Source organism: Pseudomonas gingeri (assembly GCF_013386115.1).
Classification (GTDB): Bacteria; Pseudomonadota; Gammaproteobacteria; order Pseudomonadales; family Pseudomonadaceae; genus Aquipseudomonas; species Aquipseudomonas gingeri.
In genome coordinates this window covers 1-14,919 of the sequence record NZ_JACAOR010000002.1, presented here as the reverse complement: position 1 = coordinate 14,919, position 14,919 = coordinate 1, and the positions used below count along the sequence as shown (strand labels likewise).

Sequence of the window (14,919 nt, the reverse complement as noted above, 5' to 3'; positions counted from 1 at the left end):
CCCGAAGCTTTTGGTGGTTTTGGGGGCCTCTTCGCGGGCAAGCCCGCTCCCACAAAGCCCACTTCCAGCAAGCCCTCTCCTGTGACTCAGAAGCCTTCCAGCACGATCTTGCCCTTGGCCTTGCCGCTTTCCAGCAGGGCATGGGCACGGCGCAGGTTGGCGGCGTTGATCTGGCCGAAGTGCTCGCCGACCGTGGTCTTCAGCACGCCGGCATCGATCAGTTCAGCCACCCGGTTGAGCAGGTTGTGTTGTTCGATCATGTCTTCGGTCTCGAACATCGAGCGGGTGTACATGAACTCCCAGTGCAACGACAGGCTCTTGCGCTTGAGCTTGCTGATGTCCAGGCCTTTCGGATCGTCGATCAGGCCCAGCTTGCCCTGCGGCTTGAGTGCCTCGACCAGTTGATCCAGATGCGTGTCGGTCTGGGTCAGGCTGGCGACGTGAGTGACATGCGGCTGACCCTGCGCCTTGAGTTCATCGCTGAGGGGCTTGCTGTGGTCGATCACCAGGTCGGCGCCCAGGGCCAGCACCCAGTCCCGGGTTTCGGCACGCGAGGCGGTGCCGATGACTTTCAACCCGGTCAACTGGCTGGCCAGTTGCGTCAGGATCGAACCCACGCCACCGGCCGCGCCGACGATCAGCAGGCTCTGGCCCTGATCGGCCTTGTCTTCGCGCACTTGCAGGCGCTCGAACAGCAATTCCCAGGCGGTGATCGCGGTGAGCGGCAAGGCGGCCGCTTCGGCGAAATCCAGGCTCTCGGGCATATGACCGACGATGCGCTCATCCACCACGTGCAGTTCACTGTTGGCGCCGGGACGGGTCAGGGAGCCGGCGTAGAACACCTTGTCACCGACCTTGCACAGACTGGCGTCGCTGCCGACCGCCTTGACCACGCCGGCCACGTCCCAGCCGAGGACCTTGGCCTCGCCGTTTTCCGGTGGCATGTACTGGCGGACCTTGGTGTCCACCGGGTTGACCGAGATGGCCTTGACCTCGACCAGCAGGTCGCGGGGGCCGGGGACCGGCACTGGCAGTTCGATATCTTGCAACGACAGTGGATCGCTGCTGGGCAAGGAAGAATAGAAGGCAATGGCTTTCATGGGGAAGACTCCAGGGAGATGGGCAAACAAGGGGGTGTCAGGAGAGAAACCGCAGGCGTTTGAGTTCGAACTGCTCGATCAGGCCTTCTGACTGTTGGCGGAAATCCTCGAAGTGGGGCGCGGCGAAATGGCTCGCCAGCGCGGCTTCGTCGGTCCACTGCTCCAGCATGTAGAGGGTGTCGGCATGCTCGAGGTCGTCATGCAGATCGTATTGGCGGCAACCGGGTTCGGCACGGGTTGGCACTTGCAGTGCTCGCAAGAGTTGTTCAAGCGCGGGGCGCCGGTCAGGTTTGGCAACCAGGATGGCAAGGGTGGTCAGGGTCTGGGACATGGGTGACGCCTCATGTTGCAGCGGTGTGTGGCGGCATGATTAGTCATTTCCCTTGAGGATAAAACCGGCTAAAACAGCAGTCTCTTTCAATATTTTTTTGATAATCAGGAGGCTTTGGTGCTGCGTTTCGACGATTTGCAGTTGTTTGTGCGTGCCGCCGACCTGGGTAGCCTGTCGGCGGCGGCGCGGATCATGGACTTGTCGCCGGCGGTGGCCAGTGCCTCGCTCAAGCGCATCGAGCAGCAACTGGGCGCGCGCCTGCTCGCCCGCTCGACACGCAGCCTGCGCCTGACTGCCGAAGGCGAGGGTTTCCTCGAATATGCCCGGGCCGCCCTGAGCAACCTGGACGAGGGCCGCCGGTTGCTGACCAGCGCTCAGGACCAGGTCAGCGGGGTCCTGCAACTGTCGGCACCTTCGGACTTCGGGCGCAATCTGTTGCTGCCCTGGCTCGACGAGTTCCAGCGCGAACATCCGAAGCTGACAGTGCGCCTGCTGCTGGGCGATCGGATCGCCGACCTGTTCCGCCAGCCGGTGGACATCGCCCTGCGTTATGGCGAACCGGAGGACTCGAGCCTGGTGGCGCTGCCGATCGCCCCGGATAACCGCCGCGTGTTGTGCGCCGCGCCCGACTACCTGGCACGCCATGGCGAACCCGCCACCCTGGAGCAACTGGCCCAGCACAACTGCCTGCTGTTCATGCTCGGCAGCCGGGTCCATGACCAGTGGAGCTTTCACGATGGCAAGCGCGATATCAGCCTCACGGTCAGCGGTGATCGCTTCAGCGATGACGCCGATGTGGTGCGCCTGTGGGCATTGGCCGGAGCGGGGATTGCCTACAAGTCCTGGCTCGATGTCGGCACCGATGTGCTGGCCGGGCGGCTGAAGGTGTTGCTCCCGGAGCTGTCCTGCGAACGGGCACCGCTGAATCTGCTGTGCGCTCATCGCGCTCAGTTGAGTAAGCCGGTGAACCTGTTGCGCGAAATGCTCAGTCGGCGTTGCGCCGAGCTGTCGCGGCGGGCCCCGGCGCGTCATGCTGGCGGCGGATGATGGCGCGGCTGCCCGGTGCGTGACTTGTTACAACCGGTGCAGGAATAAAAGTCGGCACCGGTTCCATTGTGGTTTAGGCTTGAATCATTGGATCCAATGTTTTTCCGGCTGAAACGCATTTTGTTACGTTCGCCGGAGTTACTTGCCGAAATGAGAAAATTTCCCGGATTTTGGCACTTTTGCGTCTTGGCTGGAGTGCCGGGATTTCTCAGTATGGCTTCGTGCGGTCGATCAATGTTTCAACAGGGAGTGAAGACATGGAATATGCACCTTGCATCAGTCAGATAGCCGCGTTGCTTGCAGACCCCAAGCGCAGCGCGATGATGTGGGCGTTGCTCGATGGCAGCGCACGGTCTGCCGATGAACTGGCCTTGCTGGCCGGCTTGTCCCTTTCATCGGCCAGTGCCCACCTGGCCCGCTTGAGCGGTGGCGGGCTGTTGCGGCTCGAGGCCCGTGGCCGCAAACGCTTCTTCCGCCTGGCGGCGCCGGAGATCGCCACGGCCGTGGAGGCCCTGGCAAGTGCCTCCCTGGCCAGCGCACCGCTGGCGGTACAACACTCGATCAAGCTGCAGGCCCCGGATGCCGCGGCGCTCAAGCGTGCCCGGCTGTGCCACGATCACCTGGGCGGGGAGCTGGCCTGCGAGCTGTATCAACGTCTGTTGCTGGCCGGCTGGATCGAACAGCACGAGCAGCGGGTCCGCGTGACCAGTGCCGGCGCCCAGCGTTTTGCCGAGCGCGGGCTGTATATCCAGGCGCTGGCCCACGGCAGCCGCGAGATGGTCTGTGTCTGCCACGATGTGCGCGAGCGCCGTCCGCACCTGGGCGGTGTCCTCGGGGCGGGGCTGTTGCAGCTGTTCCTGCAGTCGGGCTGGCTGGCGCCGATGGATGAGTCCAGGGCCTTGCGCCTCTCCCCCCTCGGAGAGCGGCAGATCGACAAGTTCGCCGCCATGGTCGAGCTCGAACTGGCCGGTTGACCCCTCCCGCCGCGGTTGCCTGCGACAGGGACGCCGCAGGCGTCGCTCAGGGATGCGAACAGGTCGCACCGAGCAATAGCCCCATCCGGTGATACCGCACACTCGATCGAGCATTCGAATCGAGGGATATCCCATGGAAACTCAAGGCTACAGCGCGGCAGAACGTCTGGAACGGCTGCCCATCAGCGGCTATCACCGGTTGATCTTCATCATCATTGCCCTGGCCTTTTTCTTCGACTCCATGGACCTGGCCATGATGACCTTCCTGCTCGGCTCGATCAAAGCCGAGTTCGCCCTCAGCAGTGCCCAGGCCGGCCTGCTGGCCAGTTCGAGCTTTTTCGGCATGGTGCTGGGCGCCTCGCTGTCGGGCATGCTCGCCGACCGTTTCGGCCGCAAGCCGGTGTTCCAGTGGAGCATCGTACTGTGGGGGCTGGCCAGTTACCTGTGCTCCACGGCGCAGACGGTGGAGATGCTCACGCTGTTCCGCATTCTCCTGGGGATCGGCATGGGCATGGAGTTTCCGATTGCCCAGTCGATGCTCTCGGAACTGATCCCGGCCAAGCGCCGCGGACGCTATATCGCCCTGATGGATGGTTTCTGGCCGCTGGGTTTTGTCGCCGCCGGGGTGCTGTCGTACTTCCTGCTGCCGCTGGTGGGCTGGCGCGATATCTTCCTGGTCCTGGCGATCCCGGCGGTGTTTGTCCTGGCGATCCGCTTTTTCATTCCCGAGTCGCCGCGCTGGCTGGAGCAGGCGGGTCATCATGGCGCGGCGGACAAGGTGCTGTGCGGCATCGAGGATCGGGTCCGCGCCTCGCTCAAGCGCGCCGCCCTGCCGATGCCGGTACGCCTGCCACGCAGCGTGGACCGTCCGCCGAGCTTTTTCTCGGCCTTCCGCCAGTTGTGGTCGCCGCTGTACCGCCAGCGCACGATGATGATCTGGAGCGTCTGGTTCTTTGCCTTGCTGGGTTTCTACGGCCTCACGTCCTGGCTGAGCGCCTTGCTGCAGCAGTCGGGATTCGCGGTGACCCAGTCGGTGTACTACACGGTGCTGATTTCCCTCGGCGGTATCCCGGGGTTCCTGGTGGCGGCCTGGCTGGTCGAGCTATGGGGGCGCAAGCCGGTGTGCATCGTCACTCTGCTCGGCGGCGGGGTGATGGCGTTCCTCTACGGCCAGAGTGCGGTCTTCGGCGGGAACGTGATCCTGCTGATCGTTTCGGGCTTGCTGATGCAGTTCTTTCTGTTTGGCATGTGGGCAGTGCTCTACACCTATACCCCGGAGCTCTATCCGACCTCGGCGCGGGCCACGGGCTCGGGGTTCGCCTCGGCCATCGGCCGGGTCGGCTCGTTGCTCGGGCCGCTGGTGACGGGGCTGGTGTTCCCGGTGACCGGGCAGGGCGGGGTGTTCGCCCTCGGCGCCCTGTGCTTTGCGATCGCGGCAGCGGTGGTCTGGCGTTTCGGCATGGAGACCCGGGGCAAGACGCTGGAGGAATTGAGCGAAGGGGTGCCGGGCTGATCTCAGGGCCAGGCCTTATCTGGCAGGAACGGAGCTTGCCGGCGAAGAGGCCCTTGGGGCCGCCAAAAGCTTCGCGGGCAAGCACCGCTCCCACCGGCCGCAGGGCTAGGGCTTGACCAGGCGCGCATCCAGGCTGTTCTGCGCCAGGCGTCGGGCCTGGTCCTGGGTCATGCCCAGGTGGGTGTGCAGCGCATGGAAGTTCTCGGTGACATAACCGCCGAAGTACGCCGGGTCATCCGAGTTCACCGTCACCTTCACTCCACGTTCGAGCATCTCGAGGATGTTGTGTTGGGACATGTGGTCGAACACGCAGAGCTTGGTGTTCGACAGCGGGCAGACGGTCAGCGGAATCTGCTCGTCGATGATCCGCTGCATCAGCCGTTCATCTTCGATGGCCCGCACGCCGTGGTCGATCCGCTGGATCTTCAGCAGGTCGAGGGCTTCCCAGATGTATTCCGGCGGACCTTCCTCGCCGGCGTGGGCGACGGTCAGGAAACCTTCGTGGCGCGCCCGGTCGAAGACCCGCTGGAACTTGCTCGGCGGGTGGCCCATCTCCGAGCTGTCCAGCCCGACCGCGACAAACGCATCGCGAAACGGCAGCGCCTGGTCGAGGGTTTTCTGTGCTTCGTCTTCGCTCAGGTGACGCAGGAAGCTGAGGATCAGGCCGCTGCTGACACCCAGTTGCTGCTCGCCGTCCTTCAGGGCCGCGGCGATGCCGTTGAGCACCACTTCGAAAGGGATGCCGCGGTCAGTATGGGTCTGCGGATCGAAGAAGGGTTCGGTGTGGATCACGTTCTGCGTCTTGCAGCGCAGCAGGTAGGCCCAGGTCAGGTCATAGAAGTCCTGGGACGTGCGCAGCACATCGGCGCCCTGGTAGTACAGGTCGAGGAATTCCTGCAGGTTGTTGAAGGCGTAGGCCTGGCGCAGGGTATCGACGTCGTTCCAGGGCAGGGCGATCTTGTTGCGCTCGGCGAGGGCGAACAGCAACTCCGGCTCCAGCGAGCCTTCCAGGTGCAGGTGCAATTCGGCCTTGGGCAGGGCGTTGAGCCAGTCGTACATAGGTTTTTCTCATCAGGTGCAGATGGACGGCATTCTACAGATGACGGCCGAAGTATTGGCTAAAACCTGACCGGACGGTTCAAAGCCCCCACACTTCCTGCCGGGACGATGCCTCCCGACCCCGACCAACGCTGCGCTAAGGTGTAACGAAACGTTGGCGGCTCGCCGCAGTCTGTAAGCCATCACCCTTGAGGCCGTGCGATGCTCACTCTGTTGCGAGAAGAAAGATTCCTGTTGCTGGCCGTGGTCATGGCGGCGGTCGCCTTCCCGCTCGAACACTGGCTGTTGCACAGCGGGCAGGGTGTCGCGCTGGTCGCCGGGCTGGTATTGATCGGGGCGATCGTCTGCGCCTCGATGCGCGTCGCCCACCATGCCGAGTTGCTGGCAGAGAAGGTCGGCGATCCCTACGGCACGATGATCCTGACCTTGTCGGCGGTGCTGGTGGAAGTGGTGATCCTGGCGATCATGATGAGTAACGAGGCTTCGCCGACCCTGGTGCGCGACACCATCTATTCGGCGGTGATGCTCGATATCAACGGCATCCTCGGCCTGGCGGCGCTGATGGGCGGGATCAAGCATGGCGAGCAGTCCTACAACGATGATTCGGCCCGCAGCTACAGTGTGATGATCCTCACCGCGATGGGCGTGTCCATGGTGGTGCCGGAATTCATTCCCGAGGCGGACTGGAAGCTCTACTCGGCCTTCACCATCGGCGCGATGGTGTTGCTGTACACCTTGTTCCTGCGCATGCAGGTCGGTCCCCACAGCTATTTCTTCAGCTACAGCTACCCGGAAAAGAAGCGCAAGAATCCCAGCCAGGTGGAGACGCCGCCGGTCAACCTGGGGCAATCCATCGCCACCCTGGTGTTTGGTATCGTGGTGATCGGCGCGCTGGCCGAGGTGATGTCCAAGACCCTCGATCTGGGCCTGGAGCACACCGGCGCACCCCCGGTGGTCACGGCGATCCTGGTGGCGGCGATTTCCGCCGCACCGGAAATCCTCACGGCCCTGCGCGCGGCCCTGGCCAATCGCATGCAGTCGGTGGTCAACGTGGCGCTGGGGGCGTCGTTGTCGACGGTGATCCTGACCGTGCCGGTGATGGAGGCCATGGCGCTCTACACCGGCCAGCCGTTCCAGATGGCGATGACACCGGTGCAGACCGTGATGGTGCTGATCACCCTGATTGTCAGTGCGATCAACCTCAACGACGGTGAAACCAACGCCATCGAGGGCATGACCCACTTCGTGCTGTTCGCCACCTTTATCATGCTCTCGCTGCTGGGGCTCTAGGCCCCGCGCCGCTTACCAGGGAATGGTCTCGCCCTTGTAGTTGATGAAGTGATGCCCACCCTTGCCGGCAAAGGCGTTTACCTGATCGACCAGGCCGCGGGTGCTGGTGGCGACATCGATGTCGGCGCCTTCACCGCCCATGTCGGTTTTCACCCAGCCCGGATGCATCGACAGCACGGTAAAGGCCGGGGCCTCGATTTCGCTCAGGAAACTGTTGGTCATGGAGTTCAGCGCTGCCTTGCTCGCCTTGTAGAACGCCAGCTCCGGCGCATCCGGCACGGTCACGCTGCCCAGGCCCGAACTCATGAAGGCGATCACCCCGTAACCCGGACGGATCTGACCGACAAAACGCTGGGCCAGGGCCACGGGGGCGATGGCGTTGGTCATGAACAGCTGGCCGATTTCCGCCAGCGAGGCATTGCCCGGTTTCTGGTCAGCCGGGCCCTTGACGCCGGCATTGACGAACAGCAGGTCGAAGACCTGGCCATCCAGGCGCTGGGCGAGGGCGGCAACCGCCGACTGGTCGTCCATGTCCAGGGTTTCGATCTGCACGTTGCCGACGGCTTTCAGTGCATCGGCCTTGTGCACATCGCGCACGGTGGCGGTGACATTCCAGCCGTCGGCCAGCAGTTGTTGCACCAGGCCCAGGCCGAGGCCCCGGGAGGCACCGATGATCAATGCGTTCTTATCGCTCATGAGCGGATTCCTTGTGAAGTGGAGACTGGGTTCTCAGAGGACAACTCTGTTGCAGGCGATGCTGCAATTCCTTGCGCAACTCGCCGAGTTCGGCGATGCGCGCCTCGATCAGGTTCAGTTTGTCCTGCAGCAGTTGCGTGACCGCGTTGTCCGGGTCGGGCGCGTTCCACAGGGCGGCGACGCTGTTGCCGATCTCGCCGAGGCTGAAGCCCAGGCGCTGGGCGGTCTTGATATACAGCACCAGTTGCAGCATCTCGGGAGCGTAGTCGCGATATCCGTTGGCGCTGCGCCGGGCGACGATCAGTCCGCGCTGTTCGTAGAAGCGCAGGGTATCGCGGCTGACAGCACTGGCCTGGGCCAATTCACCGATGCGCATGGGACGGGCTCTCCGAGGTCTTGACCCTGGAGCATACTCCAGGCTTCAGACTTTGTGCTCCTTGTCCGAATCCGGAGTTGCAGCATGTGGAGCACAACACACTATCGTCGATTGGTCCGGGCCAGCGCCTGGTACGACCTGATCGTCACCGCCGCGTTTGTCACCCCCTGGAGTTTTCTCGCGTTGCACGCCGTGCTGCGGGGGGTTAGCCAGGCATTGGGCCTGCCGGGGGAGCTGCCGCCCTTCGAGCCTGTGCATATGTTGATGGCCAATCTGCTGGGCTCGATCGTCTGTGTCTGGGCGGTACTGCGCATCCGTGATCCGCAACCGCTCTTCGGTCGTTACGACGCCGTGGGCCGGCTGCTGTTCGCGACTTGGCAGGCCTATGCGCTGAGCCAGGGGGCGAGCGCGATCATCGCGGTGTTCCTGTTCTTCGAAATCGCCTGGGGGATCGCGCAACTGTTGCCGCTGAAGGAAGGGGTGTCATCCGTACGGCTCGACGCAAGGCATTGAATCGCTGCGACGCTCACCCAGGGGCTGCGATGCGCAGCGTTTCCTTGATCAAAAAACAACCAATCGTTCACAAGCTCGACCAGACCGGCAACCGGGACACCCTTGCACTGGTTATCCACAGGTTGCTCCACAGTATTTGTGTGCAAGCACAAAACTTGGGCATAAGCGCCGGGCAGCTATTTCCCAAACGCGATAAACCCGGCTAAGCCGTTGTTTTCAGAAAGTTTCGGCGGTTGTGGAGAATAATTGGACGAAAATTGATCAGTGCCCGCAAAGCCACGTTGCAGAAGGGTTACAGGCGGATGTGCTCAGGTTATCCACAGTCGGGTGCACAGTCATTGTGGGCAAAAGCCCACGTTGCCGGTCGCCGCCATCCCGCGGCGGTGGACAACTCGGCGGCGGCTTATCGTTGCAGGAGGATGCGTCCGCGACTGAGGTCGGCCAGCTGCCGTTGCAGGGTGTCGATATGACCTTCGCCGAGGGCCAGTTGCAGCTCCACGCCGTTGGCGGTGAATTGCTCCTCGACCACCAGGCCGCCGGCTTCGGCGACCCGCAGCTTGACCAGCGCCAGTTCACTGAAGCCACAGGCACAACTGAGCGGCACCCGGCTGATCAGCTCGATGCGTTCGGCATTCTGCAGGCACTTGTTGGCGCCGCCGCCATAGGCGCGGGCCAGTCCGCCGGTGCCCAGCTGGATGCCGCCGTACCAGCGGATCACCAGCACCGCCACCTGGTCGTAGTCCTGGGCCTCGATGGCGGCGAGGATCGGCCGTCCCGCCGTGCCGCCTGGCTCGCCGTCATCGCTGCTGCGGTATTGATCGGCGAGTTTCCAGGCCCAGCAATTGTGGGTGGCATCCAGGTCGCTGTGCTGCTCGATAAAGCCCTGGGCCTCGGCGACGCTGGTGATCGGGGCGGCGAGGGTGATAAAGCGGCTTTTGCGAATTTCTTCGCGATATTCGCAAGGGCCGGCAAGGGTAAAGGGCATACGGGATCGGCTTTGAGTGAGGGTCAGAGCGGCGGCGTCAGGCCACAGCCCTTGAGAATGATACGGATCAGGTTGTTGCCGGCTTCTTCCATATCCTGCTTGGTCAGGCGCGTGCGGCCGGTGACGCGGCAGATCTGGGTGGCGAAGTCGGCATAATGCTGGGTGCTGCCCCAGAGCAGGAAGATCAGGTGCACCGGGTCCACCGGGTCCATCTTGCCGGCGTCGATCCAGGCCTGGAACACATCGGCCCGGCCTTGGAACCAGGCGCGGTAGTCCTGGCTGAAATATTCGCTCAGGCATTCGCCGCCGCTGATGATCTCCATGGCGAAGATTCGCGAAGCCTGTGGCTGGCGGCGGGAGAATTCCATCTTGGCGCGGATGTAGCGCGTCAGGGCCTGCGCCGGATCGTCCTCGGCCGTCAGGTGGTTGAAGGTGCTGTCCCACAATTCGAGGATGTTGCTCAGCACCGCGACATACAACCCCAACTTGTTGGTGAAGTAATAATGCAGGTTGGCCTTGGGCAGCCCGGCATTCTGCGCGATGGTGTTCATGCTGGTGCCCTTGAAACCATGACGGGCGAATTCGTCTTCGGCGGCCTTGATGATCGCCTCTTCGTTTTTCTGGCGAATGCGGCTGGCGGGTTTTCCGACGTGGGCAGGGACTTCAACGGTCATAGGCAGTTCCGGACTGATCTGTGGGTGCAACCTGTGCACAGATAACTTACCCACAGGAATCAGACAAGCCTTACTGCCATATAAAGCTTCGATGGGGTTCCATCCTGTCGCTTTCGAGGGCGTGATTTGCGTCAGACGCCAAACCCCGTGGGGCGGAGCCTTTTGTGGTCTCAAGGGACTCTTCGTCGCGGTGCCGCCCGGAACAAGCCCGCTCCCACAGGCCTGGCAAACGTCTGTTCAGCGCGTCGCCGCCAGGTTCTCCAGGAAGCTTTCCAGCACCAGGTGGGGACGCCGGCCCTTGCGCGTGACCGAGGCCAGGCTGAGGTCATAGAAACGGCTGCTGGCCTTCAGCGCGCGTAGCCGGCCCTGTTGTACCCAGAGACTGGCGTAGTGATCCGGCAGGTAGCCGATATAGCGGCCGGTGAGGATCAGGAAGGCCATGCCCTCGCGGTCCGACGCGCTGGCGGTGCAGTTGAGCGCCTGGTAGTGGGCCTGGATATCGGCCGGCAGGCGGAAGGTCGGGGCAATCGCGTCCTGGTGGTTGAGGCGTTCATCCTCCAGCTGTCGGTCATCGACATAAAACAGCGGATGCCCCACCGCGCAGTAGAGCAGCGAGCGCTCGCTGTACAAGGGCTGGTATTCCAGTCCGGAGAGGGCGCTGGCCTGGGGCACCACGCCGACATGCAGGCGACCGTCGAGCACGCCCTGTTCCACCTCGTTGGGGGCGATCATGCGGATCTGGATCTGCACGTCCGGCCCGCGCTCCTTTAGCTGGGCCAGGGCATGGGTGATGCGCATGTGGGGCAGGGTGACCAGGTTGTCGGTCAGGCCGATGATCAGTTCGCCACGCAGGTGCCGGTGCAGGCCGTTGACCTCGGTACGGAAGCTCTCCAGCGCACTCAACAGTTGCAAGGCCGATTGGTAGACCTCGCGTCCTTCCTCGGTCAGCGAGAAACCGGCGCGCCCGCGCTGGCACAGGCGCAGGCCGAGGCGTTGTTCCAGGTCGCTCATCTGCTGGCTGATGGCCGAACGACCGATGCCGAGCACGGTTTCCGCCGCGGAAAATCCCCCGCATTCCACCACGCTGCGAAAGATCCGCAACAGACGGATATCGAAGTCGCTGACTTGCGCCAGGGGATCGGGGCGACGGCTGCTCATGGTTTAGTCTGCCATTAACTGAAGGTTAGAAAAGTTGCATTTCACCGACTTTATCGCCGTGGCAATTTAGTCGCAAGAACGCTTTTAACGCCCACGCCGCTTAACGCCTTGCGAGGTTTCGCTCATGAACATGCCTGAAAACGCTCCGTCGTCCCTGGCCAGCCAGCTCAAGCTCGATGCCCATTGGATGCCGTACACCGCCAACCGCAACTTCCAGCGTGACCCACGCCTGATCGTCGCGGCCGAAGGCAGCTGGCTGATCGATGACAAGGGACGCAAGGTCTATGACTCGCTGTCGGGCCTGTGGACCTGCGGCGCCGGGCACACCCGCAAGGAAATCCAGGAAGCGGTGGCCAAGCAACTGGGCACCCTCGACTACTCGCCGGGCTTCCAGTACGGCCACCCGCTGTCGTTCCAGCTCGCGGAAAAAATCACCGCGCTGACGCCGGGCAACCTGAACCACGTGTTCTTCACCGATTCCGGTTCCGAGTGTGCCGACACCGCGGTGAAGATGGTCCGCGCCTACTGGCGCCTGAAAGGCCAGGCGACCAAGACCAAGATGATCGGTCGTGCCCGTGGTTACCACGGGGTGAACATCGCCGGTACCAGCCTCGGCGGCGTGAACGGCAACCGCAAGCTGTTCGGTCAGGCGATGATGGATGTCGACCACCTGCCGCACACCCTGCTGGCGAGCAATGCCTTCTCCCGTGGCATGCCGGAGCAGGGCGGTATCGCCCTGGCCGATGAACTGCTCAAGCTGATCGAACTGCATGACGCGTCGAATATCGCCGCGGTGTTCGTCGAGCCGATGGCCGGTTCCGCCGGTGTGCTGGTACCGCCACAGGGTTACCTCAAGCGCCTGCGGGAAATCTGCGACCAGCACAATATCCTGCTGGTGTTCGACGAAGTGATCACCGGTTTCGGGCGTACCGGCTCGATGTTCGGTGCCGACAGCTTCGGTGTGACCCCGGACCTGATGTGTATCGCCAAGCAGGTCACCAACGGCGCCATCCCGATGGGCGCGGTGATCGCCAGCAGCGAGATCTACCAGACCTTCATGAACCAGCCGACGCCCGAGTACGCGGTGGAATTCCCCCACGGCTACACCTACTCGGCCCACCCGGTGGCCTGCGCGGCCGGCCTGGCGGCCCTCGACCTGTTGCAGAAGGAGAACCTGGTGCAGAGCGTGGCGGAAATCGCACCGCATTTCGAGAACGCCCTGCATGGCCTCAAGGGCAGCAAGAACGTGATCGATATTCGCAACTACGGCCTGGCCGGGGCGATCCAGATCGCCGGTCGCGACGGCGATGCCATCGTGCGTCCGTTCGAAGCCGGCATGGCCCTGTGGAAAGCCGGGTTCTACGTGCGCTTCGGCGGCGACACCCTGCAGTTCGGCCCGACCTTCAACAGCAAGCCGCAAGACCTCGATCGTCTGTTCGACGCGGTCGGCGAAGTGCTGAACAAGCTCGACTGATCCTTCTCTATAGAAAAGCTGCTTTTGCGGGAGCGAACCGTCGCTCCCGTCGACCCTGTCCAGGAGCCCGTAATGAGCGCAATCCAACATTTGATCGACGGCCAGCTGGTCAGCGATTCCGGTCGCACCGCCGCGGTATACAACCCATCGACCGGCGAGGTCATCCATCAGGTGCCGCTGGCGGATCGCGAGACCATCCAGCAAGCCATCGACTCGGCCAAGGCGGCATTCCCGGCCTGGCGCAACACACCACCGGCCAAGCGCGCCCAGGTGATGTTCCGCTTCAAGCAACTGCTGGAGCAGAACGAGGCGCGTATCGCCCAGCTGATCAGCGAAGAACACGGCAAGACCCTGGAAGACGCCGCCGGCGAACTGAAGCGCGGAATTGAAAACGTCGAATACGCGTGCGCCGCTCCGGAAGTGCTGAAGGGCGAGTACAGCCGTAACGTCGGTCCGAATATCGATGCCTGGTCGGACTTCCAGCCGCTGGGCGTGGTGGCGGGTATCACCCCGTTCAACTTCCCGGCCATGGTGCCGCTGTGGATGTATCCGCTGGCGATCGTCTGCGGCAACTGCTTTATCCTCAAGCCGTCCGAGCGTGATCCGAGCTCGACCCTGCTGATCGCTCAACTGCTGCAGGAGGCCGGCCTGCCCAAGGGCGTGCTGAACGTGGTGCACGGTGACAAGACGGCAGTGGATGCGCTGATCGAGGCGCCGGAAGTCAAGGCGCTGAGCTTTGTCGGTTCGACGCCGATCGCCGAATACATCTATGCCGAAGGGACCAAACGCGGCAAGCGCGTGCAGGCCCTGGGCGGTGCGAAGAACCATGCGGTGCTGATGCCCGATGCGGATCTGGACAATGCCGTCAGTGCACTGATGGGAGCTGCCTACGGTTCCTGTGGCGAGCGTTGCATGGCGATCTCCGTGGCCGTCTGCGTGGGTGACCAGGTGGCGGATGCCCTGGTGGCCAAGCTGGTGCCGCAGATCAAGGCGCTGAAGATCGGTGCCGGTACTTCGTGCGGCCTGGACATGGGCCCTCTCGTCACCGCGGCTGCGCGCGACAAGGTGGTCGGCTATATCGACGATGGCCTGGCCGCCGGTGCCGAGCTGGTCGTGGATGGCCGTGGCTACAGCGTTGCCGGTCATGAAAGCGGCTACTTCGTCGGTGGCACCTTGTTCGACCGTGTGACTACGCAGATGCGCATCTATAAGGAAGAGATCTTCGGACCGGTGCTGTGCATCGTCCGGGTCGACAGCCTGGAGGCGGCCATGCAACTGATCAACGATCATGAGTACGGCAACGGCACCTGCATCTTTACCCGCGACGGTGAAGCGGCGCGCCTGTTCTGCGACGAGATCGAAGTCGGCATGGTCGGGGTCAACGTCCCGTTGCCGGTGCCGGTGGCCTATCACAGCTTCGGCGGCTGGAAGCGTTCGCTGTTTGGCGACCTGCATGCCTACGGTCCGGATGGCGTGCGTTTCTATACCCGTCGCAAGGCCATTACCCAGCGCTGGCCGCAACGCGCCAGCCACGAAGCCTCGCAGTTCGCGTTCCCGAGCTTGTGATGTAGGCGTTTGCCAGCGATGAGGCCTGCAAGGCTTGCGGGCCTCATCGCTGGCAAGCCAGCTCCCACAGGTATGTGGGGGCAACACTCAAACTGTAGGAGCCGGCTTGCTGGCGATGGCGTCCTTCTGGGCGCTGCAGGGCTTGCTGGCCTCATCGCTGGCA

Annotated in this window: 15 protein-coding genes; 7 read left to right on the top strand and 8 right to left on the bottom strand. The window is 63.2% G+C overall.

The window, feature by feature from the left end:
• Positions 1–86: 86 nt before the first annotated feature.
• Complete coding sequence (locus HX881_RS04945) at positions 87–1,100, bottom strand: zinc-binding alcohol dehydrogenase family protein (protein ID WP_177083237.1); 1,014 nt, start codon at positions 1,098–1,100, stop codon at positions 87–89.
• Positions 1,101–1,137: 37 nt separating this feature from the next.
• A complete protein-coding gene (locus HX881_RS04940; protein WP_177083235.1) occupies positions 1,138–1,431 on the bottom strand; it encodes a putative quinol monooxygenase in 294 nt (97 codons plus the stop codon).
• 117 nt (positions 1,432–1,548) lie between these two features.
• Here HX881_RS04940 and HX881_RS04935 point away from each other — a divergent pair, with 117 nt between their 5' ends.
• The 3 genes from HX881_RS04935 (at position 1,549) to HX881_RS04925 (ending at position 4,965) form a co-directional block, all read left to right on the top strand.
• Positions 1,549–2,478 (top strand): LysR family transcriptional regulator, encoded by a 930-nt coding sequence (locus HX881_RS04935; RefSeq protein WP_017125141.1) that lies wholly within the window; start codon positions 1,549–1,551, stop codon positions 2,476–2,478.
• Positions 2,479–2,735: 257 nt separating this feature from the next.
• A complete protein-coding gene (locus HX881_RS04930; protein WP_177083233.1) occupies positions 2,736–3,452 on the top strand; it encodes an ArsR/SmtB family transcription factor in 717 nt (238 codons plus the stop codon).
• A 133-nt stretch (positions 3,453–3,585) separates the two neighbouring features.
• The gene (locus HX881_RS04925) at positions 3,586–4,965 is read left to right on the top strand and encodes an MFS transporter (RefSeq protein ID WP_177083231.1); all 1,380 of its coding nucleotides are present in this window, start codon (positions 3,586–3,588) and stop codon (positions 4,963–4,965) included.
• Positions 4,966–5,070: 105 nt separating this feature from the next.
• Here the strand turns inward: HX881_RS04925 and HX881_RS04920 are convergent, their stop codons facing one another.
• On the bottom strand, positions 5,071–6,024 hold the full coding sequence (locus tag HX881_RS04920) for an adenosine deaminase (protein WP_177083229.1): 954 nt from the start codon (positions 6,022–6,024) through the stop codon (positions 5,071–5,073).
• Positions 6,025–6,225: 201 nt separating this feature from the next.
• Here HX881_RS04920 and HX881_RS04915 point away from each other — a divergent pair, with 201 nt between their 5' ends.
• Entirely contained in the window at positions 6,226–7,314 is a 1,089-nt protein-coding gene (locus HX881_RS04915) for a calcium:cation antiporter (RefSeq protein WP_017125145.1), read from the top strand.
• A gap of 12 nt (positions 7,315–7,326) precedes the next feature.
• Here HX881_RS04915 and HX881_RS04910 read toward each other — a convergent pair whose 3' ends face one another.
• Positions 7,327–8,010: an SDR family oxidoreductase gene (locus tag HX881_RS04910; protein ID WP_177083227.1), complete on the bottom strand. Its 684-nt coding sequence runs from the start codon at positions 8,008–8,010 to the stop codon at positions 7,327–7,329.
• A complete protein-coding gene (locus HX881_RS04905; RefSeq protein WP_177083225.1) occupies positions 8,000–8,386 on the bottom strand; it encodes a MerR family transcriptional regulator in 387 nt (128 codons plus the stop codon). The genes HX881_RS04910 and HX881_RS04905 overlap by 11 nt, the downstream gene beginning before the upstream one ends.
• 84 nt (positions 8,387–8,470) lie before the next feature.
• Here HX881_RS04905 and HX881_RS04900 point away from each other — a divergent pair, with 84 nt between their 5' ends.
• A complete protein-coding gene (locus HX881_RS04900) occupies positions 8,471–8,899 on the top strand; it encodes a hypothetical protein (RefSeq protein WP_042934937.1) in 429 nt (142 codons plus the stop codon).
• 403 nt (positions 8,900–9,302) lie between these two features.
• On the opposite strand, the gene HX881_RS04895 is transcribed toward HX881_RS04900, so the two are convergent.
• The 3 genes from HX881_RS04895 to HX881_RS04885 form a co-directional block, all read right to left on the bottom strand.
• A complete protein-coding gene (locus HX881_RS04895; protein WP_177083223.1) occupies positions 9,303–9,884 on the bottom strand; it encodes an IMPACT family protein in 582 nt (193 codons plus the stop codon).
• 23 nt (positions 9,885–9,907) lie between these two features.
• Positions 9,908–10,558 (bottom strand): TetR/AcrR family transcriptional regulator, encoded by a 651-nt coding sequence (locus HX881_RS04890; RefSeq protein WP_017125151.1) that lies wholly within the window; start codon positions 10,556–10,558, stop codon positions 9,908–9,910.
• 237 nt (positions 10,559–10,795) lie between these two features.
• On the bottom strand, positions 10,796–11,716 hold the full coding sequence (locus HX881_RS04885; protein WP_017125152.1) for a LysR family transcriptional regulator: 921 nt from the start codon (positions 11,714–11,716) through the stop codon (positions 10,796–10,798).
• Between the two features lie 124 nt (positions 11,717–11,840).
• Here HX881_RS04885 and aptA point away from each other — a divergent pair, with 124 nt between their 5' ends.
• Both aptA and HX881_RS04875 read left to right on the top strand, forming a co-directional pair.
• Complete coding sequence (gene aptA / locus HX881_RS04880; protein ID WP_017125153.1) at positions 11,841–13,190, top strand: omega-aminotransferase AptA; 1,350 nt, start codon at positions 11,841–11,843, stop codon at positions 13,188–13,190.
• A 72-nt stretch (positions 13,191–13,262) separates the two neighbouring features.
• Positions 13,263–14,756: a CoA-acylating methylmalonate-semialdehyde dehydrogenase gene (locus HX881_RS04875; protein WP_017125154.1), complete on the top strand. Its 1,494-nt coding sequence runs from the start codon at positions 13,263–13,265 to the stop codon at positions 14,754–14,756.
• Positions 14,757–14,919 lie beyond the last annotated feature (163 nt).

What these genes read in the sequence shown, in the direction of transcription:
- HX881_RS04885 (WP_017125152.1), bottom strand. Translation starts at nt 11,716, where the DNA reads ATGAGCAGCCGTCGCCCCGATCCCCTGGCGCAAGTCAGCGACTTCGAT.
- HX881_RS04915 (WP_017125145.1), top strand. Translation starts at nt 6,226, where the DNA reads ATGCTCACTCTGTTGCGAGAAGAAAGATTCCTGTTGCTGGCCGTGGTC.
- HX881_RS04940 (WP_177083235.1), bottom strand. Translation starts at nt 1,431, where the DNA reads ATGTCCCAGACCCTGACCACCCTTGCCATCCTGGTTGCCAAACCTGAC.
- HX881_RS04945 (WP_177083237.1), bottom strand. Translation starts at nt 1,100, where the DNA reads ATGAAAGCCATTGCCTTCTATTCTTCCTTGCCCAGCAGCGATCCACTG.
- HX881_RS04900 (WP_042934937.1), top strand. Translation starts at nt 8,471, where the DNA reads ATGTGGAGCACAACACACTATCGTCGATTGGTCCGGGCCAGCGCCTGG.
- HX881_RS04925 (WP_177083231.1), top strand. Translation starts at nt 3,586, where the DNA reads ATGGAAACTCAAGGCTACAGCGCGGCAGAACGTCTGGAACGGCTGCCC.
- HX881_RS04875 (WP_017125154.1), top strand. Translation starts at nt 13,263, where the DNA reads ATGAGCGCAATCCAACATTTGATCGACGGCCAGCTGGTCAGCGATTCC.
- HX881_RS04905 (WP_177083225.1), bottom strand. Translation starts at nt 8,386, where the DNA reads ATGCGCATCGGTGAATTGGCCCAGGCCAGTGCTGTCAGCCGCGATACC.
- HX881_RS04910 (WP_177083227.1), bottom strand. Translation starts at nt 8,010, where the DNA reads ATGAGCGATAAGAACGCATTGATCATCGGTGCCTCCCGGGGCCTCGGC.
- HX881_RS04920 (WP_177083229.1), bottom strand. Translation starts at nt 6,024, where the DNA reads ATGTACGACTGGCTCAACGCCCTGCCCAAGGCCGAATTGCACCTGCAC.
- HX881_RS04890 (WP_017125151.1), bottom strand. Translation starts at nt 10,558, where the DNA reads ATGACCGTTGAAGTCCCTGCCCACGTCGGAAAACCCGCCAGCCGCATT.
- aptA (WP_017125153.1), top strand. Translation starts at nt 11,841, where the DNA reads ATGAACATGCCTGAAAACGCTCCGTCGTCCCTGGCCAGCCAGCTCAAG.
- HX881_RS04930 (WP_177083233.1), top strand. Translation starts at nt 2,736, where the DNA reads ATGGAATATGCACCTTGCATCAGTCAGATAGCCGCGTTGCTTGCAGAC.
- HX881_RS04895 (WP_177083223.1), bottom strand. Translation starts at nt 9,884, where the DNA reads ATGCCCTTTACCCTTGCCGGCCCTTGCGAATATCGCGAAGAAATTCGC.